Below are 23889 nucleotides of genomic sequence, written 5' to 3' on the forward strand. Positions count from 1 at the left end.
GCCCGGACATCAGTTGAGATTCGTAATGTAGAGTATATACGACTATAATTGAAGTGTTTACAGCGTCGTTAATCAGTCGACGGGCGGGCATTCTGCACGCCATGGCTACTAGGCGCTCAACACCTTCCGCAACACGACCAGCCCCGATCTCAATTGCTCTCGGCAAACGGGTCAAGGCGTGCCGACATGCAGCCGAGAAATCGCAGGAAGTGCTGGCTTTCGAGGCGCACGTCGACCGCACATACATCTCGGCGATCGAGCGTGGTATTGCCAATCCGTCGGTCGAAACGTTGGCTAACATCTGCTATGTGCTGAACGTAACGTTGGCCGAATTGTTTGCTCCATTGGACGGCGTATCGCTCAAGCCAACAGGCGAGCGTCGGGCGAATGCTGCTACGCCTCCGGAAATCAAGCGCCAGCGACTACGGTAATTTGAGGCACTTCGGACCGCAGCCAGCATGGCAGCGGTCCGTCTGGCGCTACTTAGTGTCTTGGTCCCGTACGTCAGTAGTCACCCGGTAACAGGAGCGTAGTCATGGACCGATCCCATTCCGTGATGAGCCAAACGGTCTGGCCGCCAGCGAGGACGTAGCTCGACAAGATCCGTGATCCAGCCTCTACCGCCAGTTCGTTCTGTTCCCGGTCTGATTCGGACAGATCTCCCCAGTCGCCGCAGGCATGCCGGATCAGCAGATGGATGACTGAGACGTTCGCGTTGGTCATGACGCTCAACGCAGCGGGCGTCGCAAGGATTCGACCGAGCTTGAAGCGCAGACGAGGCGGGTGGTTGGGTGTCAAATTCATGGTGTTTCTCCAATGGATGGACGTGCAAAGGCCTCCAGCAGCGCTGGATAAAAGGACGTCCGATTGAAAGAGGGAAGCGACTGCCGGGCGAAAGCCCGGTTTATGCCAGTAAGTTGAGCTCGGCGAGGCGCCGCCGAAGCGTCAGAGCTTTGGCTTGGGAGCAGCCGAGGTGTAGGCGGATGTCGGCGACGGTGGGCCGGACCAAGCCGGTAGCAACGTCCTGAGCGAGACGAGCTAACTCGCTATTGGGCGGGACTGAGTCAAGTCGCGGGAGGACTGAATCGTTATTTTTGCGACTAACGGTCTGCTCAGCAGGCGTCTCCGAGGCCGTCGTCACGGCAGGCAAAGTCGCCTCGGTCTGCAACGGGACGGTTGGCGCATCAGCAGTAGTCGCCGTACCTGTCGCTTCGGGTATCGACGGCCGCCCCAGAATAACCGTCCACAGCAAACACGCCACACCTTCCAGCACTGCGGCAAACGTCAAGCCGGAGAGCAGATCGACGTGCTTTGTCGTCGTGCCGAGTAATGCCGCCAGTCGCGACGTGACTGGATCGTCGCGCAGGGCGTCGCGCCGGGACATGAGGCGGTCACGTTCGGCGTCGACACGACGGACTTCGTCAGCTTCCGCACTCAGGACATCAAGTCGCGCCGCCAACGTCGCACGATGCGACTCCCGTAATGCGCAGTCACGCACACAGCGACGCATATCGATTCGCGCGAGCTGTTGTGTGATCGCTGCCCGTTCGGTCATCAAGACCGTCAGACTGCGCGCGGGAGGCGAGGGCATGACGACTGCACTCGATACCCGCCGTTCACTAACGTGTTGCTGGCTGAGCAGGAAGAACGTGACATGTCCGTAGCACGTGGTCGCCAAACAGGCTATCCAGAGCAAGCTACCAATCGCTCGAACAAGAAACGGCCTGTCCCGGATCAGTGCCGGCAACATATGTGCGCTGGTTACGAGCACCATGCCGATTGCGATCCAGACGAGTTGTTCCGGCCACGTGCCGCCACGCTGCCACCCGGCCAACACGGATAGGCAGAGCGCGGTGGTCGTGGCCATGGTCGCCAGGACGATCGGCCATCGACGGGCGCCGGTCATGCGGCTTTCCCGCCCAGGAGCACCGCCTTGTGCTCCAGCTTGTCACGCAGCGTCGCCTGCGTGCCTGAATCGCTGCTCTCGACCGCCGGTTGACCGGATGCATTGGGGTAAAACTCCGCGGCCACGGCGGCGCGCTCGTCCGGACTATCCTCGAATGCCCCGTTTGCGAAACCGAGCCGAGCCGCGGCGTCGAGTGCGGCCTGATCGAAACCCGCTGCCCGGCGGCGCATGTCGAGCTCGCGTGCGTGCATCAGGGCTTCCTCGAGCGTACTGCCAGGCCTCACACCCAAGTCCACGTAATAGATCGCCGACCGATAGCTTTGCGTGGTCGACTTGCCGCGTAGCCGGAGTTCCAGCGGCAGGCAGGCGAGCAAGTTGCCTGACACGGCGCGGAAGTAGAGGAGCCGCGCTGCGAGCGTACGAATGGAGTTATACGACGTGGTGCGGAAGATGAACGAGCCCATCTCGTCTTCGTCGCCGACGACCACGTTCAGCCGTGCGTAGGGCTTGCAGCCGCCACGCTGACCAAACGCACATCCATCCGGCGACGGGCACGGCAGGCTTTCGATGCCGTTGTCACCGGCGCGCCGACAGGTTTCTCCGTTGCCGACACACGTGGGGCGTCCGGTGTCGCGGTCAAACAGCGAGTAATCGGCGCGGAGATTGAGATCCGGATCGCTGAACAGCATACGGACCGGGATCGATCGCAACTTGCCGGACGCTGCCTTGCGCAGGGTTTCGTTCAGCGGATGCAACATCCATTCGCCGCGCTGCTGTACCTGGGTGGTGAGCGTGAATTGGTCGTCGGCAGCGGGAACGCGCTTGCCGCTCTTCTCGACAACGCGCCCGATCGAAATCCTGCCGACAACGGGCGGGGTAATGGCTAGACCTTTGAGCATGCTGCTCCTTTAGATAGAAAGGGGGAGTGGATTGCGATAGCCGACGAGCTATGCCGGCTTTCGAGTGAAATGCGACTCGAGCTTGCTGTGGATCTCTTGAGCGACGCCATGCCAGGCGCGTGCGCTGACCAGCGGGTGATTGCCAAGCTGCTTCTGTAACTCGTCGAGGGGGAGCTTGGCGACGCGTTCGGCGTGTTTGCTGAGCGCATCCATGACGAACGCCTGCGCGAGCGCGCCGTAGCGCGAGAATTCAATGATGTCGGTGAGACATTCGAGGTTTGTCGTGTATTGGCTCACGATCAGACTCCCGTCAGGTGGAAACAAGAAAGCGCCGGGAGCCGGGCTTCGAGGTGGCGTACTGTGTTTCGAGCTCTGGGTGATCGGCCAACAGTCGCGCCAAGTCGATCGAGGACGAGTCCTTGCTACGCTTGAACGACACGGCGCCGGTCTGGAATACGGCACGCGTCGCATCCCCCATCGCTTGCTGGATCGTTTGCTTGAACTGCGCTTCGAGCTGTTGACGTGTTTCGATCTCGGCCCGTACCGCAATCAGATCGGCAAAGATCGCGGACAGGCAAGCGTCGTCACTAAAGTCGATCGCTGCGCCATGACCCGGGTACAGGTGTCGTAGCGCACGGTCAGCCGACTCCGATCCGTCGGCCGGTGGAGGCGTGTCGGTTTCCACGAACTGCCAGAAACGAGCTTCGAGATCGATCAGCCGACCGATCAGCGCATCGTCACGATCGATCCGATGCACTTCGAGTGCTTGACCACACAGCAGCACGGCGACGTGCGCCGCCGATTTGCCGGTGACTGCGAGCTGATGCTGAACTTGGATCGTCACGTAGTCGGGCACGCCGTCTCGCCAAAGGCGAGAGCCATGCTCTCCCGCCGTCTTGCATTCCAAAATCTGTACGTCAGGCACGCCGACAATCTCGCGATCGATATTCGCCAGCATCCACGGGATCGAGGGATGACGGAGTACTGCGTTGACGCGCCGAACACGATTGCCCGTCTGCTTCGTGTAGGACGCGGCCACGATGGGCTCGAGCAGCGTGCCCCAGTACGTTGGCGACGTCGTGTCGTCTGGGTCTGGACGAGGAAGGCTGTCTGCCCGTCCCGTCTTGTCGAGCCACAACTCGAGTGGACTCATGTACGGATTGAGGCCGACGGCCGCTGCTGCATCGGATCCGCCGATGCCGGCTCGCCGGACAGCAAGCCAGTCGTCGCGGGATAGTTCGTCGGTCCTGACGAGCTTCAACGCAGGTCGTTGCCGTCGAATCCGACTGGATGGAATAACGCTCATGAAACCTCCAGAAGTAGAAAGGCCCGGCAGGGGAACCTGACCGGGTCGAGGAGTAGGGGAATGAAGGACGGTGATTACACGACGAGCTTGAGCGCTTCGTCCCAGGCTCGTTGCTTGATGAGCGCACCTTGCCCGAACCAGGCGGCGTCGCGCCGGTGATCCTCGCTGCGTGCTCGCCGATGGTGGTCGACGTACTCGGTGATCGAGTTCAGCAAGCCCCAGGCGGTTCCGGACGCCGAAGCCAGCTGAGCACCTTTGCCGCGGCCTGCATAGAGTTCGCTGGCGGCGCGAATGGCACGTTCGTTCACGGTTTGCCCGTCGCGCTCGCCCGGGCTCGTGACGGTATAGGTGAGCACGCGCCGGAAGAATGCGTCGGCGGTGGTATCGGTGACCTTGCGCTCTGCCAAGGCCTTCGTGCGAACCATGAACGCGTCCCACGACGACACGGCAATACCGAGCTGACGTTTGACTGCTTGCGGATCAAACTGAGAACGGTGCGGAACCTTGACGACACCGGTGCCGTCACCGAGCGCGATCGCCAATGTGTTGTTACAGACGACGCGGACTGAAGTGAACTGCGCGGTCGTTGCGAGCGTGCCGTCGCAGGCCGTCGCCAGTAGCAGATAGCCTTTGACGTGGTCCTTGCCCTTCAACATGCCGGACTGACCGGTCTTGGCGAGTGCCCAGAACTTGCGGCCCTCCTTGAGCACGCCCGCCGTTTCGAGTTCGAATCCGCCGACTTCCGTCAGGTCGCGGTAGAACTCGAGAATCTCGCGGGGCTGGACGACCTGATACCGGGCGGAGACGACGGATAGCGGTGCCTTGGTGTCCGACCGATACAGCACTTTCTGGTCGGGAAAGGCGTGAATTGAGCCGATGCCGGCGGAGCCGGACACGTACCGGACCTCGGACGATTCGATCGTCCAGTTCATGCCGGCGCGGTCTGCCCAGACTTCGATCGGCTGGTTGGCGGCGAGATGGTTGCCGAGGCCATGCCAAGGCATTTGACCGACGTAGGCCATGGATTGGACGAGATGCATGGTGAACTCCTGAAAAATTGAAATGGCATAATGCCCGGCGCATGCCGGGCAGGACTAAATCGAGAAGGGGGAAGCGGATGCGGTGGAACGGCTGGATGAGGACTGCGATCGCGAGGATCAATCGTGCTGCGCGCTGAAGGTATGGCCGCACGACAGGCACCGATAGTTGTCGAGGACGTTCTCGTCGATGGCGGCACCGACCGCGGATCCAGCCGCGCAGCCTGCTGCACTGCCGAGTAGGCCGGCGATGACCGCGCCGGCGAGTCCACCAAAGACAGAGCCAAGCGGCCCGCCAATTGCGCCTACGGCCGCGCCGGCTTCGGCGCCAGAGAGGGTCATTGCCATGCCGCTCGTCGCGCCGGCGACACTGCCGATCGTGCTGCCTGCTTTGCGGCCGATGTTCAACGTGGTGATGCGTGACGAATTGCAGTGTGGGCAGCGTTGGGCGATTTCGCTGGGTGCGAACGTCGACAAGCTATGGGCATTCGGCGGCGCATAAGAGAAGAAGTCAGCATCGGCCTCAGATCGTTCAGTGGGCCGATGAAACGAGCGGGATTCGTCCAGTTCGAACGGTTCGACGTCGTCGAACGTGAAGTGATTGCGCGACGGATAGCGTGTCTCGTGTGGCGGTGCGTGTCGTAATGCCCACTCGCTTGTCCGGATCGCATGCAAAGCATGGTCAGGGTATGGTGCCTGAGCTTCCCACTCGTCATCCGCTGTGTATCGCGAAGGGATAGTCGCTAGTGCAGGCGCGGCAGAACCAGTTGTGGGCGTGGTCGGCGGCGTTGGTTTGGTGCGCTGCCGCCAAACGACGAGAATAACGATTACAACGAGCGCAAACACCGTTGCGATCGTAGCGATAAGAAGATAGGCCAGGTACATGAAACCTCCGAGCGGAGTGCGCCCCGACGGGATTGTCGAGGCGGAGCGGCTGTAGGTAGCCGTGCTCGTGGAAGTGATATGTAGTTGAAATTTTCTAGGATATGGCCATAGGTCAATGTGTTATCGATAACGGTGTGGTGTATCACTACCTTCTAATGCCGATGCGGTGGGGACGCGTTCGCTGTATCAGCGAACATTAACCACGCGGCTGAGATATAGTTTGGGTACTGCCACTGAGCCGAAGACAACAAGCCAAACTCCTTCGGCAATCTCCGGTGGTATGAAGGAGACCAATGACAATTCTTCAAGAAATATACGAGTGGTCCAAGGGCCTCGCGGCTTGGCAACAAGACGCCATCGCTCGACTCTACGAGGATCGAACGCTGGGCGCTGTTGATCTCGACGACCTCTACGCCCTGGCCAAAGTTGAGGCTGGAATTGCCGATCCTCAGGGGCGTCAGCCGAGGGCGCTTCAGGACGCACAAGTCGCACCGCAGGCTAATCCTGCTCGACTTGTTCAACTGGCTGGCATCAAGGATCTCGCTCATGTCAATGCATTGGCACATGGCGGACGCCTCCCCATTGCGACAGCTGGTTTGACGATCATTTACGGCGAGAACGGCGCTGGTAAGTCGGGCTATTCGAGAGTGTTCAAGCAGGCTTGCCGTGCTAGAGACCGGCGGGAGCCGATTCTCCCGAACGCGAATATCGAGCCCAATGCGGCCAATGTGGCTCAGGCCATATTTGAGGCCGTAATCGATGGGATCGTCACCGACTTGCCTTGGCGCTATGGCAATCCGTCGCCGGAACCATTGTCGGACATCTCCATCTTTGACACGCATTGCGCTCGCGCCTATATCGACAATCACGGTGATTTCGCATATGTCCCGTACGGATTAGATATCCTTGAGGGACTCGTTGGCGCGTGCAGCAATCTCAAGGCTCGCGCCACTCAGGAGAAGCAAGCGAATGCTCCGAGTGATGCTGCCTACGTAGCGTTGACTAAGCAGAAGACTGCAGTGGCGGAGTTGCTTCTTGGTATTTCCGGGAATACCGCGCCCGAAGAGATTGAGGCCCTGGCAACGCTTTCCGAAGTCGAGCAGGAACGCCACGCGCTCCTGACGAAGGTCCTGGCCGAAGTAGATCCGAAGCAAAAGGCGCTGGCACTTCGCCAGAAGGCCACGCGTCTAAACGGGCTGAAGGAGCGCATTGCAACTGCGATTGCTGCGATCGACGACGACAAGGTCAACGAGCTCAAGACGCTGGTCGATAAGGCCAAGACCGCCAAGATTGCCGCGGAACTTGCTGCGACCGAATTCAAGCAGACTCCCGGCCAACTGATCGGTACTGGAGGAGAAGAGTGGAAGGTGCTGTTCGACGCTGCGCGTGCGTTCAACAAAGTGTGCCATCCAGACCATGAATTTCCTGGTTTGCCCAACGATGCGGCCTGCCCACTGTGCCAGAATGCACTTGGGCAGGATGGTGCCGCACGGCTTGTGCGATTCGACGCCTTTATCCAACAGGCTGCCGAAAAGGCGGCGAAGGACGCTCGCGAGCTTGCTGCTACGGCCTACAGAACGGTTCAACTAGCCAATTTGGATCTGATGTTTCGCGATGCATTGGTCGAGGAGTTGAGCGAGATTGCACCGGCCGTGGCAGCCGCATGCACTGTGATTCAAGGTGGCCTTAACGCGCTTCATAAGGCCGTATTGCTAGCTGCTGCTGGAAAGCTTGAGTGGAGCGAAATCCCCAAACTGTCGGCAGATCCGCGGTCGGAGCTTGCGGGCATCATAGACCGTTTGCAGGAGCAGGCCAAGGCGCTTGATGCTACGGCTGACGAAAAGGTGCGGGCCGCCATGGCTATCGAAAAGTCGGAGTTCGATGCACGCGTGCGGCTCGGCGAGGTCAAGGCTGCTGTCTTGGAGGCAATAGCGAAGCACAAGATTTGCGGCAAACTCCAAGCCTGTATTGATGCACTGGATACGCGCGGCATATCGAGGAAATCCACGGAACTGTCCCGGACGACGGCGAGTAAGGAGCTTGCAGACGCCCTGAACGAGGAACTCGAGAAGCTTAAAGTTCATCACCTCAAGGTCGTAATGAAGCCTGAGTCACCGGGCGGCAGGACCCAGTTCAAGCTGACCTTGCGACTGCCCGGTGGCGGAGCCCCAGCCGCGATCCTGAGCGAGGGAGAGCAACGAGCTATCGCAATCGCGTCTTTTCTTGCGGAGATAAAGCTTGGCAAGGGGCGAGGCGGCGTCGTATTCGACGACCCTGTATCGTCGCTTGATCACAGGCGCCGCTGGGAGGTTGCCGAGCGATTGGCCGTCGAGTCGCGGGTGCGGCAAGTAATCGTCTTTACTCACGACATCTATTTCCTCTGCATCCTCGAGCAAAAAGCCGAAGAGCTCGGAGCGGCATTGACCAAAAACTACATCCGGAGAACGGCGGATGGCTATGGCGTTCACTCCCAGGATCTACCTTTTGATGTAGTAGGTACCAAGGATCGTCTGGCGCGACTTAGAGAGATGTTGGTCGAAGTTCGCAAAGCCCAAAAGGAAGGCGACGACGATGAACATCGCCGCTTGACTGCGGCTTGCTATGGCCGACTACGCCTCGCATGGGAGAGAGGTGTCGAGGAGGTTCTGCTCAACGGCTCAGTTCAGCGGTTTGGGGAGGGAGTGTCAACTCAGCGCCTCAAGTCTGTCGTCGTGACAGATGATGACTATCGAGAAGTCGAAGCGGGTATGACCAAAAGTTCGAAGTTCGAGCACGATGCTGCGACAGCAGTTGGCAGATTACCAGTTCCTGATCCAGACGAACTCGAGAAGGACATCGAGCGGCTGGCTGTGTGGAGAGATGGCGTCAACAAGCGCTTGAGCGGCGTTGCTAAGGCACGAGGGTGAGCGCCCGTGTGACATGTCAGCGGGCCAGCGTGTAATCGGCAAGTGAGCGAGCGAGCTCTCCCTTTTGTGGCTTGGTTGCTATTTGACGTGATGCTTCTTTCAATTACCAGCTCCATTCGACGTAGAATCGTCTGATAATTCGGCAATTCAGGCCGACCGGCGATGCACCCGTTGTTGAGGCCATCCAGCGGGTTATCGGCGATCTGCCAAGTTACGCGTGATGCAAGTGCACCGCACCGAGCGTGCGGAGGTGAAGGCGAGGTGGGAATTGCGAAAAGACGGGTACGCACGAGACGAGGTCCTATTTGCCGGATCTCCGAGTCAGATTCAGTTACAAGGTCAGTACCAAGACTGTCTGGTCATCGTGCCCGACAGAGATGCCCGGCGCGTCGATGGCGGATACCTAGTTAATGTGCAGGTATTCCCTGTCGATCATTTCGGTGCAGCCATGGCTCGTGTAGATGGCAAGCTGTTCCTGCTAGTAGATGAAGACAGACCCGACGGCTCGTTAGCCCTCGAACCCAGTTCGCTAGCCGCCTGGGCTTCCAGTTACGGGCAACTGCAAACTGCCGACGAATTTGTTGAAAAATTTGGCGACTTCGTACTGTCACTGTCAGGTCGCGACGCGTATCGGGAAGTGGTCTCCGAACTAGCAGGAGCTGCACAGCGCCTGCTCGCGAAAGCGCACGATATCGCGGTTCTAAACGCCTATCACCCCAACGCAAAGAGCCTGATCCGAGCTAGAGCGTTCGCCACCTTTCGTTCAATCTTGCTCAAAGGCGACGAAGAGCTATTCGCCTTCGTAGCCATTCGTTCCATCTTGAACGTGCTTGCGCGTAGATCGCCACTGACAAATGCTGCGTCTATTGAAGCTGACGTTCCGGTGGCTGCGGACCTTGACCTACCTGTGTCGTTGAACTTCGGAGAAGCACTCCATTCTTTGAACCCGATCAACGTGATCATCGGCTCGAATGGCCAAGGGAAGACACGCTTACTCATCGGACTCGCGCAGGCTGCCCAGAGCAGAATGCTATCGATGCACGATGATGTCGGCACTGAATTATTGGAATCCGGTCCGCCTAAGATCGTCGCGTTTACGTACGAGGCGTCCCACTGGCGTCGCCTCCGAAGAAAAGGTGTTGAAGTGGAGTCGATGGGAATTGACTCAGCTTCTTGGCGTCGCGTCACGTGGTTGATTCATCAGATCGCATCGACCGACGATGGTCAGGACAATCTTCGCCAAATTGAGCTAATACTCGGCCAATTCATTTATACCGACGAACTCTTTCTCCCGCTGATAGCACGCGAGTTTGGCGGTGTCGCGAGAATCCATCTCCGCGAATTTATCGAACAGCTGAACTCTAACCTACTGGCAGCGGTAGATCTAACGAAGGCACCGATCATGAAGTCGCGCACGAAGGGCGGCTACTCGCTGAGTTCCGGGGAAAAGAGCCTTCTTAGTTTTTGTCTCTCGACCTTCCTTCTGACCCGCGGGGGAGCACTTGTCCTCATCGATGAGCCCGAGAATCATCTCCATCCGGCCTTTATTTCTCTGCTCGTGAGGACCCTTGTCAGTACGCTCGTGGCAACCGAGTCGCGAGCCGTGGTTGTCACTCACTCGCCGTTTGTTGTCAGAGAGGTGGATCGCAGCGCAGTACTGATTTTGAAGCGCAACGCAGAGGGTCTGCCAGAGCTGTATCGCCCCTCTCTCCAAACCCTAGGTGGCGATGTCTCTATGATCGTTGACCACGTCTTTCAGGACGGCAGCATTAAGAAGGCCTACGAACGCCGCATCGATGCCGTCATTGCCGAGCGAGTAGCACAGGGCGCCGAGATCGTGACAAACGAGCTTGAGAGGGATTTGGGCAATGACGGCGCGCGCTATCTGCACGCGCAAGCTGTCCTCGCAAAGGTCTGAGATGCCTACCTATCTCGCCCTGACGCGGACAGCACAGGAAGACTTGGCCGCGGTTCGGACCTACATCACCAAGCGAGGCGATGGGTGGCAGGACATCCACCGGGTGCTTCCCAGAGTCGCGAAAGCGTTCGCGCAGTACCCTAAGCGATACATTGAACCCGGCCGCTTGCTCCTTAAGGCGTCGGATCGCAAGCTTGCGCAGGCAATGTACGGCCTCTATGACTCCAAGGCGAGCTATTTGCGCTATAAGAACGCGCCCCGGAAGCCTGGTTACGTTGGATGCTGTCCCTACTGCGGAATCAAGGGATCAATGACGGTCGATCACTACCTTCCACGAAGCAGGAAAGAATTCCCGCATTTCTCGATTTTTTCCGCTAATTTGGTGCCGGCGTGTGGGGACTGCCAGGGGCACAAACTGACCTATTACGCGCCAACAACTGGACGGGTCGTGCGCAATAGGCGGCAAGTGGGCGCGACAGAGCTGCTGGAACGATCTTATCGATTCAGAACAAGTGAGAGGCGGATTCTCCATCCATATTTCGATCGTTTCTTAGCCGAGCGAGTTCTCATCGCCCACATCGAAATGGGCGCTCGAGGCGCACCGTCACTGGTGTCGATCGCACCACGCCTGAGCTTGTCGAGATCGACCCGTCGTGCTATCGAGTTTCATCTCAATCGCCTTCACGTTCTTGAGCGTGCAAAGGGCGAAGTGGAGCACCTTCACAGTGCCATTCTTAAGGGGCTGAAGGGTGTACGAACACTGGCCGAACTGCTCGAAAATCTAGAGATTCAGCTCGCCGCGGCTCAAAGTCGCGGCGGAAGCCTCAACTTCTTCGACGCGCTCTACTTGCGAGCCTTGATCGTCCGCAAGGATCTGCACCCGCAACTTCTGTCGGTCGCGACTCCGAACGCGGAGCTAGTGCGTGTCTCTCAAGCACGCCGAGTTCGGATCCCTGCTCATAGAGCACGTCGACAGATCGGCAGATAGCGTTCGCTTTTCCATGTTCGCTCGATTGGGACAATCTTGGCTCATGATCTTCTTTTCCTCGACCAACTTACGAGTCAACGGGTAGCATACTTCATCTCATGCTTGGGATGGCTCGGACCTGATCTGCGCCTGTTCCAACATCCAGTGCTCGATTTTGTCATGCCACATTCGAAGGAGATCAAGAGGGCGGCGCCGATAGTGCTTCTCCGCGATCGCGGATGGCTTGTGCCCTTGAATTTGAGCCACGACGCCGACAGGGACTTCGACCCATTCCGACAGTGTGCCGAAGGACCGGCGCAATCCGTGGAGCGTCACGTGAGGCAGATCTGCCGATGCCAATGCCTTGATGTGCGCGTCGCGGGGATCCGCGATCTTGCCATCAGCAGATTTCTTGCTAGCGAATACCCACGCGGATGGTCTCCAGTCCTCTCCTAGTTTGGCAAGACGTGCGGCTTGCCTTTTGTTGGGCGGCGTTTCGCTCAAGCGTTTCAACTCGAGCAAGAGCTCGGCCAAGTACGGAGTAAGCGGAATTACGCGTCCACCGGTTCCCTCGACTTTGTCGTCAAGCCGGAGGCTTCGCCAGCGGAAGTCGACATCCTCCCAGCGTAGCGCTGCCCATTCCTCACGGCGAGCACCGGTGATCAGCAAGCCTTGTAGGTAGACGCTTCGAATTGGATTCTCGATTTTTCGGACCTCCCGAAACCACGCATGGAGTTGTTCGCGTTGCAACGAATCACCTTCCTTGGGTTTTACCCGAGGAATGACGTCACGGACCTCTCGCATCGTGTAGGAGTCGGGCGGGATAATTCCTTGGTACGAAGGGGTATCTTCCGCCCAGCGAATAAATCCTCTCAACAACCTGAACGAATGTGCCGTTACGGTAGGGCGATGCAAGGATTGGGCGATCAACCAATTGGCGATCCGGTTGCCGGTCAATTCGGACATTTTCAGCGGGCGCAGCTCAGCTAGTGCGCCGGGGCGAGTTGTTCCTTTTCCACGTTTTTTGGGGAGTCCGCCCACTTGGGAGTGTTGCAGATGGTCGATGTAGCTGCGTTCGCTCCAAAACGGCTTGCGAACTTCGATGTACTGCTCCCAAGCTTCACCGAAAGTCGCGTCTCGGCGTCGTGCTTCAAATTGTCGGGCTTCGTGAGCGGCTTGCTGTTCTGCCCGTATTTCGCGCGGATCTTTGCCGTCGTCAACCAAGGTCTTGAGCCGGGCGGCTTCGGTGCGTGCCCGGCCCAAATCCCAAACTTGGATGTTTCCGATGGTCAGCCGCATAGTTTTGCCGAACAGACGCGACTCGAAAATGTAGGATCGTGCGCCTGCAGCTGTGACGCGAAGTCCGAGACCGGGCGTCTTCGCATCCCAGTAGATCGTTTGCTGCTTTCCGGGCTCGCACTCGAATCCGGCGACTCGAGCGGCCGTGAAGTTCTGCTTGGTCATTTGCCGTCCATGTAGGCGTCATGTAGGCAAATGCTACGGAAATCGATCGACTTCAGTCAACCTGAAAGTTCATCAGATTTCCGGGAAAGCCTTGTAGATTAGGCTTTCGAGCGGATGTGGGAATCTCGATCGACATCGAGGAATCGGATCTCTTTCGGATTCCGGATTCGGGTGCGTGATGGTCGGGTGCGCAACGACCCGCTATCGACGCACCGACGCACCGCTGCCGCGCCGCCCTCGGTGCATCCCCCGCTTGCCATGCCGCCGCGCCTTTTTTAGTATGAAGTAATCATGTGGTGCGCCCGCGCCCGCGCACACGCTTGATCATCGAGGAGACACATGCAATCCAGGTCGGCGGCTCCCTATACCATCGTCGTGGTCGGTATCGTGATCGCCTGCGCGCTGATGGGTCTGTGCGTGCTGCAGCTGTTCCAGAGCCGCAACGACGCGCGGGAGCGGGCGAGCGAAACGTCCCGCAATCTCGGCCTCATCGCCGAGCGCGACATCGAACGCAACTTCGAACTCTACGACCTTTCGCTGCAGGCGGTCATCAACGGCCTCCAACGTTCCGACGTGATGAATGCGCCTGCGAGCCTGCGGCGCTCGGTGCTGTTCGACAATGCGATGACGGCGGAATTTCTCGGCTCGATGCTGGTGCTCGATGCCGGCGGCAACATCGTGCTGGATTCGGCCAACGACGTGCCGCGCCGCGGCAATTTCGCCGACCGTAAATACTTCGTCGTCCATCGTGACAATCCGAATGCCGGACTCTTTATCAGCGACCCGTTCACGTCGCGGCTGCGTGGCGGGGCGCCCAGCATCGGGCTCACGCGGCGAATCTCGAACCCGGACGGCTCGTTCGGCGGCGTCGTGCTCATCGCGGTCAACCTCGAGTATTTCCATAATCTGTTTGCCGGCCTGTCGCTGGGGCAGCACGGCTCGATCTCGCTGATCGGCAGCGACGGCGTCATGGTGATGCGTCAGCCGTACGACGCCCACACGATCGGCCGCGATATCAGCCACGCCGCGACCTTCAAGCGGTTTCAGACCGCGCGGGAAGGCGTGTTCTCGGAAACCTCGTCGCTCGACGGGGTGCGCCGGCTCTACTACTTCAGGCATCTGCCGAAGCTGCCGCTGCTGATCATGGTCGCCGAAGCGGAAGAGGACATTTATGCGGCATGGCGGCACCGGGCCGCGACGATCGGCGCGTTGGTGGCGACGTTCGGCGCTGCCTTCATCGCGGTGTCCGTCATGCTCGGCACGCAACTGCGGCGGCGGATGCGCGCCGAGTCGGAACTCGTGTTGCTCGCCCGCACCGACGGTCTCACCGGGCTGAACAATCGCCGCACCTTCGGCGAAGTGCTGGATCGCGAATGGCGTCGCGCACGTCGATCGCGCTCGGTTTTCTCGTTGTTGTTCGTCGATGTCGACCGCTTCAAGGCCTATAACGACACCTACGGCCACCAGGCCGGAGACGACGCACTGGCCGCGGTTGCGCGCTGCATCGGCGAGAACATCCGCCGGCCCGCCGATACCGCGGCGCGCTACGGCGGGGAGGAATTCGTCGTGCTGCTGCCCGATACGCCCGAGACGGGCGCCGCCCAGATCGCCGAGCGAATTCGCGCGGCGATCGACGAACTGGCGCTCGAGCACGCGGGCAGCGAACACGGGCACGTGACCGCCAGTATCGGCCTCGCCAGCTGGACGCCAGACGACGACGTGGAGGCTGGCAGCGTGATCAAGGCCGCCGACGAGGCGCTGTACTACGCGAAGGCAACGGGCCGCAACAAGGTCGCCGCGTTTCAGCCGCCGGCGTGACGGTGTGACGCATCGCAGCATTGCAGCATTGCTGCTGATGACGGGTACCCCTCGTTCGATCGCGCGTGATGAACCGACGGCGCGCGATATCGATAACGAGGCGGCCGCCTGAGTGTCGGTCTTGCCGGCGCGCGCAAACGAGTTCGCCGCAATGCCGGCCGCCGCGCTACAGTGGACGTCAACCGCCGTCGAACGACGGGCGACGCGAGGGTCCAACCATGCAACTTCAAACCGGCAACCTGTTCAGCACCGAAGCGGCGCGCGGCGACGACGAACGGATCGACATACTCGTCGCGGGCCCGCGCCTGAACGTCGAGCGCATCGTGTCGATGGGGCACGCGAGTCCCGACGGATTCTGGTATGACGATCCCCGTGCCGAATGGGTGGTGCTGCTGTCAGGCGCGGCCGTGCTCGAATTCGAAGCGGACGCGACGCTGCACGACATGCGCCCCGGCGACCATGTGCTGATCGAACCGCATTGCCGGCATCGCGTTGCGTGGACACATCCGGAAGAACCGTCGGTGTGGCTCGCGATCTATCACGATCGATGAATCGCGCGGTGGCTTATCCGCTTATCGACCCGGCCCGCGCCGGCTGAAGCGCTGCTCGATGACATGGGTTCCCCATTGCGCACCGTCCGATTCGCTGGTCAGCGTAAAGCCGAACGATTCGTACAAGTGACGTGCCGAATCCAGGCCCTTGAACGTCCATAGATAGGTCTCGTCGAACCGCTGCTCGTCGACGAACTGCATTGCGCGCGTCATCAGTTGCCGCCCGATACCGGCACCGCGCAATGCGTCGTCGACGATGAACCATCGCAAGTGTGCGATTCCCGTGGCCTTGTTCCCGTCTATTGCGACAGAGGCGAGCGCGCGGCCGTTTTCGACATGGAGCCACAGAGCCTTGCCTTCGGCGGGCAGCGTGCCGGCAAATTCCGCGAGCTCGGTCGCCACTTTTTTCTCGAAGAAGGCGCCGAATCCCCAGTGTTCCGAATAGAACCGCGCGTGAAGGCTTGCTATGTCGCCGATACAGCCGGGCTGGTAGCCGTCGACAATGTGCCCGGCGTCCGGATTCGGCGCGGGTGGTGCCTCGGCACTGTTGTCTTGCGCGAGCGCATCGCTGTACAGCGCGAGCGCGCGGACGAGGGTTTGCTGGTCGGCCGGAACCATCCGTCGTAACGCATTCGATACCTGGCGCGTCGCAAACTGGTCGATCTTCTTGCGAAGTTTTTGCCCGTCGGTAGTCAGGTACAACTCGGTCGCACGCGCATCGTCAGGTGAGATGCGGCGCGTCACAAAGCCGGCCGTTTCGAGCCGGGAAAGCTGCCTGCTCGTATTCGATTTGTCCAGCCGCAGAATGCTGCCCAGATCCTTCGCGCTGATGCCGGGCGCCATTCCGATTTCAAGAACGGCGTGAACCGCGGAGGGCGCCAGATCGCTATCGGCCAATGTCGCGCGCATGAAACCCAGTTCGCGAACCAGCTTGCGAGAAAAATCGCGCAGCTCGAGGATCGTCGCGTCGCGAGGCTTTGCCGGAATATCGATGAGGTCCATGATCCGTCCGCAAAAAAAGTTGCGAGTCGCAAGCAATATTAGTTGCGCCTCGCAACTTGTCAAGGAGGATTTACGTTTCGCCGGAGCGTCGGGCAGCGTGACCGGCAGCGCAGGCCGGCGTGCCGAAACGGGCGCCGCGCCCCGTTATCCGCGCCCCACGAACGGCATCGTGGTCGCCATGATCGTCATGTTCAGGATGTTCGTATCCAGCGGAAGGCTTGCCATCTGAACGACCGCGTTCGCGACATGGGTGACGTCCATGCGCGCCTCCGGCGCCATGCGTCCGTCGGCCTGCAGCACGCCGTCCGTCATCCGGTCGGTGAGCGACGTCGCCGCGTTGCCGATGTCGATCTGGCTGCACGCGATGTTGTATGCACGGCCGTCGAGCGCGAGCGACTTGGTGATGCCGGCCACCGCATGCTTGGTGGCCGTGTAGGCGATGGTGTTCGGGCGCGGCGTGTAGGCGGAGATCGAGCCATTGTTGATGATCCGGCCACCCTGCGGCGTTTGCGCCTTCATCAGGCGCCATGCTGCCCGCGCGCACAGGAAGACGCCCGTCAGGTTCGTCGCGACGACGTCGTTCCACACGCCGAATTCGTACTCGTCGAGCGGGACGGCCGGCGCGTTGCGGCCAGCGTTGTTGAAGAGGACATCCAGCCGGCCGAACTCGTGCGAAATCCGCGAGAACGCATGTTCGACCGACGCTTCGTCGGTGACGTCGGCGGGAAACGCATGTGCGTCGCCATGCCCGGCGGCGATCGTCTCTTTCGTTTCAAGCAACGATGCTTCGTTGCGTCCGATCAGCGCGACGGTAAAGCCGGCGTTCGCGAGTGCGATGGCGGCGGCACGACCGATGCCGGATCCCGCGCCCGTGACGGCGGCGAACTTCTTCGAGGCAGACATGGCTTGATTCCCTGCGGGTTGGGGTGAGGAAAAGAGGCGACATCGTGCGCCGGGTGAAGCGCCATCGTACCGCGCACCGCGGGTTGCGCCGCTCGCGCCGCTATTTTTTGCGCGCCGGCGCGGCCTTTCGCGCGCGTGTCCCGGTGTCCGCGAACAGGCTGACCACGACCTCCCGTAGCCACCGGTTGCCTTCGTCCTGATTCACGCGCGCATGCCACAGCATGTGAATCGGCGCGCCCGGCAGCGTGACCGGCAACGCCCGCCAGCCGAGCGAAAACGGAGCCGCCAGTTGCAGCGCAAGATGTTCCGGCACGGTCGCGATCAGGTCGGTGCGCTGCAGGATATAGCCGACGCTCATGAAATGCGGCACCGTCAGCCGCACGCGGCGCTTCACGCGGCGCCGCTTCAGCCAGTCGTCCACCTGCCCGTGACCGGTGCCGGCCGACACCACGACCAGATGCTCGGCATCCCGCCACGCGTCGACCGTCAGCGGCGCGTCTTCGAGCGGATGACCGCGCCGGAACAGGCACACGTACCGCTGATCGAACAGCCGGCGCTGATAGAACCCGCCTTGCAGTTGCGGCAGCAGCCCGATCGCGAGGTCGACGCGGCCGTCGGCCATCTCGTCGCTGAGGTTGACGCTCGTGTTGCGCACCGTGTTGAGCGCGATGCCCGGCGCCGTGCGCGCCAGATGTTCGAGCAACGCGGGCAGGAACACGACTTCGCCGATATCGGTCATGCCGATCGTCATCGTGCGCGACGCGCACAGCGGATCGAAACCGGTCTCCGGATTGAGCGCGGCATGCAGCGTCGACAGCGCCTGCGCAACCGGTTCGGCCAGCCGCAACGCGAAGGGTGTCGGGACGACGCCGCCCGGCCCGCGCACGAACAGCGGATCGCCGAGCCGGCGGCGCAGCTTCGCGAGCGCGTTGCTGACGCCCGGCTGGCTCATGTTCATCTGCTCGGCGACGGTCGACACACGCCGCTCCTGCATCAACCGCTGAAACAGCAACAGCAGGTTGAGGTCGATCTCGCTCAGTTCCATGGTTCGGCGTTGCCTCCGATCATTGCGTTCAGTGATGAAGCAGATTTCCGGTATTTTATTGTGGGATAAGGGTGTGCTGCTGAAAATACCGACACGGCGCCTGCATTCGACCGGCGCGCCGGGCGGGTCACGCGCGCCGCGGCCTCGACCACTCATCATCTGAATATCGGAGACACGTTCATCATGCAGACGAACTTGAGGATCGCGATCGTCGGTGCCGGCATCGGCGGCCTGACACTGGCGCTCGCGTTGCGCGAGCAGGGCATCGACGCGCAGCTCTACGAGCAGACCGACGTGCTGCGCGAGGTGGGGGCGGCCGTCGCGCTGTCGGCCAACGCCACGCGCTTCTATGAACGGATGGGATTGCGTCCGGCTTTCGATGCGGTGTGCGCGGAGATTCCCGGTCTCGTCTATCGCGACGGGCGCAGCGGCGCGGTGATCGGCCATCATCGCGGCGAGCCCGACTATCGCCGGCAGTTCGGCGGCGCGTACTGGGGCGTGCACCGCGCGGACTTGCAGGCGATCCTGTCGAAGGCGGTCGGGGTCGAGCAGATTCATCTCGGCCATCGGTTGGTCGAACTCGCGCAGCATCCGGAGCGCGTCACGCTGACCTTCGAGAACGGCGAGCGCGTCGACGCCGATCTCGTGATCGGCGCGGACGGCGCGCGTTCGCTCACGCGGCGCTGGATGCTCGGCTACGACGACGTGCTGTATTCGGGTTGCTCGGGCTTTCGCGGCGTGGTGCCGGCCGAGCGGATGAACCTGCTGCCCGATCCCGAGACCATTCAGTTCTGGGTCGGTCCGCACGGGCATCTGCTGCACTATCCGATCGGCGACAACGGCGACCAGAACTTCCTGCTGGTCGAGCGTCATCCGTCGCCGTGGCCGTCACGCGACTGGGTCATGCCGGCTGAGGAGGGCGAGCAGCTGCGCCTGTTCGGGGGCTGGCATCCGGCGGTAGTGCAGATGATCACGGCGGTGCCGATCAGCCAGCGCTGGGGGCTGTTTCACCGGCCGCCGCTCGGCCGCTGGAGCCGCGGGCGCGTGACGCTGATCGGCGATGCCGCGCATGCGCTCGTGCCGCATCACGGGCAGGGCGCGAATCAGTCGATCGAGGATGCGATGGTGCTGGCCGCGCAACTGGCGAAGGCCGGGCCCGGCAACTGGCGCGACGCGCAGGAGGGGTACGAGCGGCTGCGGCGCGGCCGCACGCGCAAGGTGCAGTACGCGTCGATCTCCGCGGCCGACGTGCTGCATCTGCCCGATGGGTCGGCCGCGCAGGCGCGCAATGCGCGCCTCGGCGAGCGCGACAGCGTGCTGCATCACCTGGACTGGATTCACGATTTCGACGCGCTCGCCGATGAACCGGATGAGCGGCAGGGCGGGACGTGGCTTTGAGCTGAAAGACGCGGTGCGATTGGCGCTCGTGTTGGGTGATCGAGCGGGGTGGCGGTCGTGCGGTCGTTCGTCGGGAACGCCGGCCTCCGTGCGGGCCGACACAGCTCGTGTCGCGCTCAAGCGTGGTCGGCCACCCGTTCCGCATCGCGCTTGACCCGTTCGATGTCGCGGCACCACGCGGCCGGATGCGCGCACGCATACGCTGCACGATCCGGTGCGGTGGAAGTATCCGCCTCCGTTACTTCACGCACTCCAACGCATACTTCAACCCCTGCCCGAGCAACCCGCGCCACACTTCCCACGTATGCCCGCCGTCGACGATGCGCAGCTCGGCCGCGTTCTGCGCGCGGCGCAGGTGCGTGTACAGCACGCTCGACTCGGCCTGGATCGTCAGGTCGTCGTCGCCGGCCGCGATGAACATCGGCACGCGCCAGTTGCGCGCGAAATAGCCGCGCATCAGCGCCGGGTAGTTGAGCTCGTGCCATACGCGCGGATCGAACTGCCGGTCGCCGAACACACCGACATAGCGCGCGGCGGAATTGAGCGGCGGCTCGTTCGCGTAGATCGCGGGGCTCAGCAGCATCGCGCCGCAGAACAGGCCCGGTTCGAGCAGCGAGAAACGCAGCGCGCCGAAACCGCCCATCGATACGCCGCCGATCGCGCGGCCCGCGCGCTGGTTCGACACCGCGAAGTGCGCTTCGACTTCCGGCAACAGCTCGTTCAGGAACGCGCTCTGCATCTTCTCCTTGCGGTCGACGTACCAGTCGGTGCCGCCTTGCGGCATCACGATCACGACAGGCGGGATCTCGTGGCGCTCGATCAGCGTGTCGGCCGTGGCCTGCAGCCGGCCCTGCGTGATCCAGTCGTTCGCGTTGCCGGCATTGCCGTGCAGCAGATACATGACCGGATAGCGCGCGCCTTCCGGGTTGTAGCCGGGCGGCAGATAGACCGTGTATGACCAGTCGCGCTTGAGCGACGCCGAGCGGAACGCGCGCAGCACGACGCTGCTGCCGGGGTTGAGCGGCGGCTCCTGGGCAGCCGGCCCGACGGTTGCGGGCGGGACGATCGCGCCCGCGGGCGCGGAGGATCCCGGCGAAACCGCGGGCCCGCCCGGCGTGGCGTGGGCGGTGGCGAGGCAGCCGGCGAGCAGGGCGACGGCGAATGGAAGGGCGAGTCGGCGCATGGCGAATCGTTTCAGGAAAGGCGCCCGCTATCGTAGCAGCGGCGCATGACGGCGCGGCGCGTCATTGCCGCGAACGGAACGGGAACGGCAGCCGCGACACCAGCGGCCCGTAGAGTTTTGCGACGAGATACAGCAGCCCCGTCGCGACGACGTCGGCGGCCAGGCCGAGCGGCACGTTCAGATAGCCTTCGGTCGCCTGGTAGAGCAGCGAGTCCACCGCAAGCGAGATGCAGGTGCCGGCGACGAAGCACAGCAGCCCCTGGCGGCCGATCGTGCCGATCCACGGCATCGCATGCGCGACCTTCTTCATCCACCCGAGGTGCACGAGCTTGGCCGCGAGCCAGGCGATCGCGAGGAAGTTCACGAGCCGCAGCGCGCCGAGGTTCTGCTTGATCGACGGATCGGTCGGGAATGGCTCGATGCGCAGCCGATAGTACGCGCCGGCCGCGACGATCGCGAGCGACGCGGCCGTCAGCAGCCAGCCCTGGGGCTTCGGCGCGAGCGTCTGGTACACGGGCTGGCAGCGCGCGATCACGCCGAGCACGAACAGGAACTGCCAGGCGAACGGATTGAAGTCCCACGGCGCGCCTTCGACGGTCGGCAGGAAGCGCGCGACGTGCGGCGCCGCGTACCAGAGCGACCCGCTGAACGCGAGCATCAGCCACGGCTGCGTGCGCGCGAGCGGCAGGGCGAGCGGCACGAGCAGCGCGAAGAACGCATACATCGGCAGCACCGACGCGAGATACGGCTGGCGGCGGAACAGCAGGATGTCGCGCAGCGCGGCGAGCGGCTTGTGAAGGAGGCCGTCGAGATCGTTGGTCGGCATGTTCGGACCGTCGATCGAGAATGCGTTGAGCACGGCGGTGATCAGCAGCATCAGGCCCGCTGTCACGAGGAAGGCACGGTAGATCTCGAACGCGCGGCGGATGAAACGCTGGCGCGCGGCGGCCTCGTCGTGCCGCTCGGCGAGCGAGTTGTACGCGATGGCGGTGGCGAAGCCGCCGAGGAACACGAACACCTCGGCCGCATCGCACAGCGCGTACGCATGCAGCGTCACGCGCGACAGGATGCTGCCGCCGATGTGGTCGACGACGATCACGAGCAGCACGAGGCCGCGGAAGAAATCGAGCTCGGCGTAGCGGCCGGCCCGGGCTGCGGCGGTCATCGGGCCGCCTGCCGGCGCGCGCCGCGAGCGCGCCCGGCACCGGCCGCGCATGAATCGGGGTGAAGCATGACTTCGTGAAGAAATGACGAATGGATGCGCATTGTGCCACCGATGCGACGCCGTCCGGGTTTACGCGAATGGCGGGCCGATCTGCCGCTGCCGGCAAGCCCGATCGGGGAGCGTGCGGAACGGGGCAGTTGGACGAGCGCAACGCTTTGTGCGCCGCGCCCACGCCCCGATGGACGGGTGGTTTGCGACGTGACACCATTTTGTCCTCGCGGCCGCACACCGCGCAGTCCGCCCTGCGGGCCACCTCTATAAAACAGACGAAACAAGCGCCGGGCGCAACGCCTGCCCGGCAACGGCTCCGGAGAATCCGTCATGAAGAAGCACGTCATTTTTGCCGCCGCGCTGGCAGCGTTCGCCGCGCCGGCCTTCGCGCAGGACAGCGTGACGCTGTACGGCCTGATCGACGAAGGCTTCAACTACACGAACAACGTGAATGTGCATGGGGTCGGAAAAACGGATTACCAGCTCGCGAGCGGCTATGCGCAGGGCAGCCGCTGGGGCCTGAAGGGCAGCGAGGAACTGGGCGGCGGCCTGAAGGCGATCTTCACGCTGGAAAACGGCTTCGACGTGAACAACGGCCGGTTCAACCAGGGCGGCCGGATGTTCGGCCGCCAGGCGTTCGTCGGGCTGAGCGCGTCGCATTTCGGCACGCTGACCTTCGGTCGCCAGTACGATTCCGTCGTCGACTATCTCGCGCCGCTGACCGCGAACGGCAACTGGGGCGGCACGCTGTTCTCGCACCCGTTCGACAACGACAACACGGACAACTCGTTCCGCGTCAACAACACGGTCAAGTACGCGAGCCCCGACTGGAACGGGCTGTCGTTCGGCGGCACCTACAGCTTCAGCAACAGCACGGGCTTCGCGACCAACCGCCAGTACAGCCTCGGCGCGCAGTATTCGCTCGCCGGATTGCAGGTCGCGGCCGCGTACCTGCAGGCGAATAGCCCGGGCGTCGGCAACGCGGGCGCGATCGCGGCCGACGACGCAAATTTCGTCGCCGACCGCCTGCGCATCTTCGGCGGCGGCATCAACTATACGTTCGGCCCGGCGACGGTCGGCTTCGTCTATACGAAGACCGACGTGAAGAACCCGGTGTCGACCGTCTATCTGCCGGCGTCGACGTTCTCGGGCCTCGGGCTGACCGCGACCAAGTTCGAGAACTTCGAGATCAACGGCAAGTACCAGCTCACGTCCGATTTCTATCTCGGCGCGCAGTACGTGTACACGGACGGCAAGTTCGACGCCGCGACGGGTTCGTTCAAGCCGAAATACCACACCGTCGGGCTGATGGCCGACTACAGCCTGTCCAAGCGCACCGACGTCTATCTGCAGGGCGCGTGGCAGAAAGTCGCCGGCGACAAGACGGGCACCGCGGCCGACGGCGGCTACGTGGTCGGGACGGATGGCCCGTCGTCGTCGTCGAACCAGTTCGCGGTGCGCGCCGCGATCCGCCACAAGTTCTGA

General features: G+C 62.1%; 21 protein-coding genes. 8 read left to right on the forward strand and 13 right to left on the reverse strand.

Features of this window, described 5'->3' with window-relative positions:
• Positions 1 to 101: 101 nt before the first annotated feature.
• Entirely contained in the window at positions 102 to 431 is a 330-nt protein-coding gene (locus SB771_RS13605) for a helix-turn-helix domain-containing protein (RefSeq protein ID WP_175705262.1), read from the forward strand.
• A gap of 73 nt (positions 432 to 504) precedes the next feature.
• Here the strand turns inward: SB771_RS13605 and SB771_RS13610 are convergent, their stop codons facing one another.
• The 7 genes from SB771_RS13610 to SB771_RS13640 form a co-directional block, all read right to left on the reverse strand.
• Positions 505 to 804 (reverse strand): hypothetical protein, encoded by a 300-nt coding sequence (locus SB771_RS13610; protein WP_175705261.1) that lies wholly within the window; start codon positions 802 to 804, stop codon positions 505 to 507.
• 100 nt (positions 805 to 904) lie between these two features.
• The gene (locus tag SB771_RS13615; protein ID WP_175705260.1) at positions 905 to 1906 is read right to left on the reverse strand and encodes a hypothetical protein; all 1002 of its coding nucleotides are present in this window, start codon (positions 1904 to 1906) and stop codon (positions 905 to 907) included.
• A complete protein-coding gene (locus tag SB771_RS13620; RefSeq protein WP_175705259.1) occupies positions 1903 to 2805 on the reverse strand; it encodes a phage capsid protein in 903 nt (300 codons plus the stop codon). Before SB771_RS13620 ends, SB771_RS13615 begins: the two co-directional genes overlap by 4 nt.
• Before the next feature lie 48 nt (positions 2806 to 2853).
• A complete protein-coding gene (locus SB771_RS13625) occupies positions 2854 to 3102 on the reverse strand; it encodes a hypothetical protein (RefSeq protein ID WP_175705258.1) in 249 nt (82 codons plus the stop codon).
• Between the two features lie 13 nt (positions 3103 to 3115).
• Positions 3116 to 4111: a YqaJ viral recombinase family protein gene (locus SB771_RS13630; RefSeq protein WP_175705257.1), complete on the reverse strand. Its 996-nt coding sequence runs from the start codon at positions 4109 to 4111 to the stop codon at positions 3116 to 3118.
• 74 nt (positions 4112 to 4185) lie between these two features.
• Positions 4186 to 5151, reverse strand: a complete 966-nt coding sequence (locus tag SB771_RS13635; RefSeq protein WP_175705256.1) for a DUF932 domain-containing protein — start codon at positions 5149 to 5151, stop codon at positions 4186 to 4188.
• Between the two features lie 117 nt (positions 5152 to 5268).
• A complete protein-coding gene (locus SB771_RS13640; protein ID WP_244096709.1) occupies positions 5269 to 6033 on the reverse strand; it encodes a hypothetical protein in 765 nt (254 codons plus the stop codon).
• Between the two features lie 293 nt (positions 6034 to 6326).
• Here SB771_RS13640 and SB771_RS13645 point away from each other — a divergent pair, with 293 nt between their 5' ends.
• From SB771_RS13645 to SB771_RS13655, 3 genes are all read left to right on the forward strand, one after another.
• Entirely contained in the window at positions 6327 to 8939 is a 2613-nt protein-coding gene (locus tag SB771_RS13645) for an AAA family ATPase (protein ID WP_175705255.1), read from the forward strand.
• 220 nt (positions 8940 to 9159) lie between these two features.
• A complete protein-coding gene (locus SB771_RS13650) occupies positions 9160 to 10857 on the forward strand; it encodes an AAA family ATPase (protein WP_244096740.1) in 1698 nt (565 codons plus the stop codon).
• Between the two features lies 1 nt (position 10858).
• A complete protein-coding gene (locus SB771_RS13655) occupies positions 10859 to 11845 on the forward strand; it encodes an HNH endonuclease (RefSeq protein WP_175705253.1) in 987 nt (328 codons plus the stop codon).
• A gap of 96 nt (positions 11846 to 11941) precedes the next feature.
• Here the strand turns inward: SB771_RS13655 and SB771_RS13660 are convergent, their stop codons facing one another.
• A complete protein-coding gene (locus tag SB771_RS13660) occupies positions 11942 to 13288 on the reverse strand; it encodes a tyrosine-type recombinase/integrase (protein ID WP_175705252.1) in 1347 nt (448 codons plus the stop codon).
• 339 nt (positions 13289 to 13627) lie between these two features.
• Here SB771_RS13660 and SB771_RS13665 point away from each other — a divergent pair, with 339 nt between their 5' ends.
• Both SB771_RS13665 and SB771_RS13670 read left to right on the forward strand, forming a co-directional pair.
• Positions 13628 to 15106 carry a sensor domain-containing diguanylate cyclase gene (locus SB771_RS13665; RefSeq protein ID WP_175659060.1) on the forward strand — a complete coding sequence of 493 codons (1479 nt, stop codon included), beginning with the start codon at positions 13628 to 13630 and terminating at the stop codon, positions 15104 to 15106.
• A 218-nt stretch (positions 15107 to 15324) separates the two neighbouring features.
• On the forward strand, positions 15325 to 15657 hold the full coding sequence (locus tag SB771_RS13670) for a cupin domain-containing protein (RefSeq protein WP_006753233.1): 333 nt from the start codon (positions 15325 to 15327) through the stop codon (positions 15655 to 15657).
• Between the two features lie 21 nt (positions 15658 to 15678).
• Here the strand turns inward: SB771_RS13670 and SB771_RS13675 are convergent, their stop codons facing one another.
• From SB771_RS13675 to SB771_RS13685, 3 genes are all read right to left on the reverse strand, one after another.
• Positions 15679 to 16659: a helix-turn-helix domain-containing GNAT family N-acetyltransferase gene (locus SB771_RS13675; protein ID WP_175659061.1), complete on the reverse strand. Its 981-nt coding sequence runs from the start codon at positions 16657 to 16659 to the stop codon at positions 15679 to 15681.
• A 144-nt stretch (positions 16660 to 16803) separates the two neighbouring features.
• The gene (locus SB771_RS13680) at positions 16804 to 17562 is read right to left on the reverse strand and encodes an SDR family oxidoreductase (RefSeq protein WP_175659062.1); all 759 of its coding nucleotides are present in this window, start codon (positions 17560 to 17562) and stop codon (positions 16804 to 16806) included.
• A 100-nt stretch (positions 17563 to 17662) separates the two neighbouring features.
• Positions 17663 to 18607, reverse strand: coding sequence for a LysR family transcriptional regulator (locus SB771_RS13685; RefSeq protein WP_175659740.1), 945 nt, complete (start codon positions 18605 to 18607; stop codon positions 17663 to 17665).
• Positions 18608 to 18790: 183 nt separating this feature from the next.
• Here SB771_RS13685 and SB771_RS13690 point away from each other — a divergent pair, with 183 nt between their 5' ends.
• Positions 18791 to 20005, forward strand: a complete 1215-nt coding sequence (locus SB771_RS13690) for an FAD-dependent monooxygenase (RefSeq protein ID WP_175659063.1) — start codon at positions 18791 to 18793, stop codon at positions 20003 to 20005.
• 238 nt (positions 20006 to 20243) lie between these two features.
• On the opposite strand, the gene SB771_RS13695 is transcribed toward SB771_RS13690, so the two are convergent.
• Both SB771_RS13695 and SB771_RS13700 read right to left on the reverse strand, forming a co-directional pair.
• Positions 20244 to 21188: an alpha/beta hydrolase gene (locus SB771_RS13695; protein ID WP_175659064.1), complete on the reverse strand. Its 945-nt coding sequence runs from the start codon at positions 21186 to 21188 to the stop codon at positions 20244 to 20246.
• Positions 21189 to 21249: 61 nt separating this feature from the next.
• Positions 21250 to 22353, reverse strand: a complete 1104-nt coding sequence (locus SB771_RS13700; protein ID WP_041491663.1) for an OpgC domain-containing protein — start codon at positions 22351 to 22353, stop codon at positions 21250 to 21252.
• A gap of 381 nt (positions 22354 to 22734) precedes the next feature.
• On the opposite strand from SB771_RS13700, the gene SB771_RS13705 reads away from it, so the two are divergent.
• Positions 22735 to 23889, forward strand: a complete 1155-nt coding sequence (locus SB771_RS13705) for a porin (RefSeq protein WP_175659065.1) — start codon at positions 22735 to 22737, stop codon at positions 23887 to 23889.

Origin of the sequence: Burkholderia sp. SIMBA_051 (genome assembly GCF_046534915.1) — a bacterium.
Taxonomy (GTDB): domain Bacteria; phylum Pseudomonadota; class Gammaproteobacteria; order Burkholderiales; family Burkholderiaceae; genus Burkholderia; species Burkholderia ambifaria.